This is a genomic window from Nocardia aobensis NBRC 100429 (assembly GCF_000308375.1).
Classification (GTDB): Bacteria; Actinomycetota; Actinomycetes; order Mycobacteriales; family Mycobacteriaceae; genus Nocardia; species Nocardia aobensis.
Map to the genome: position 1 here is coordinate 1 of NZ_BAFQ01000228.1, position 993 is coordinate 993.

The 993-nt window shown below is 68.1% G+C and carries 1 protein-coding gene; it reads right to left on the bottom strand.

Annotated features, from left to right (window positions below):
* Nucleotides 1-900: SCO6880 family protein (locus RJ03_RS27345; protein ID WP_036507542.1), on the bottom strand; the 900-nt coding region annotated here is incomplete at its 3' end.
* Nucleotides 901-993: the final 93 nt, after the last annotated feature.

A 993-nucleotide genomic window follows, 5' to 3' on the forward strand; every position in this document is an offset into this window, starting at 1 on the left:
GGCTTCGATATCGCGCTGGGCAGCCAGGTCGTAGCGAGACCGCACCAGCCCCAGCACTTCCCACGCCTGCAGCGGCGTGGCCGGAAGCCCCGCGCGGGCCAGTTGCGACAGCACACCTTGCAGGCGTTGCCCGATCTCGCGGGCCTGCTCGGGAAGATCCCGGCGGGTTCTGCGGGAGGTGCCGATGGCGCGGTAGGTGATGGCGATGCGGGCCTCGATCCGTACACCCACTCCGCCGATGTCGGCGGCGGCCTCGCGCATCACCTCCCGCGCGAACTCCGGCGCCTCCGGCCGCACCAGGCGTGCGACCTCGCGACGCTGCTTGAGGTGTGTTTCGGCGACGGTGTCGAGGACCGCGGTGACCGCGACAACCTCGCCACCGCGCGACTGCGAGGCCAGGAAATGCCCGTACTCGGCGACCCAGGCATCGATTTGGGCTTGGTCGACCAGTTCCTTGCCGCGCGGCAGCACCCGCAGCACCACCGTGCAGTGATCGGTACGGCGAATATGAACGATCGCGAACCGCTTCCCGCCAGGTGTCTCCCACTCCCCCAGACGCGAATCAGCCAGCAGCCCAGGCAATCTCGCCACACCCGGTATCCGGGAGAACCGACCGGACCGATACACCAGTTCACCGCGCGCCTTCGCCGTCGCGAACTGGGCCCGCAAGACCGCCGTCTCCCACCCGGTCCGGCCATCGATCGTGATCACCAGCGGCGCGAAAACCACTGCGACGCAAGTGAGAACGACGAGCGTCGGGGAAATGGACCGGGTGATCATGAACGTGGCCATCACCGTGATCAGCAACGCCAGCGCGAGCATGCTCACACCCCACGTCATGCCGAAGAACCCGGCCGAGCGCGGCTTCTCCCATCGGCCGTACATGCGAGGACTGGTCATCGCCGCACCTCCAACGGGCCGGGAGCGTCGATATCCCAGCCGTCACCGGCTTGGGATTCGACCGCCGAACTCGCCGACTGCACACCCTGACCG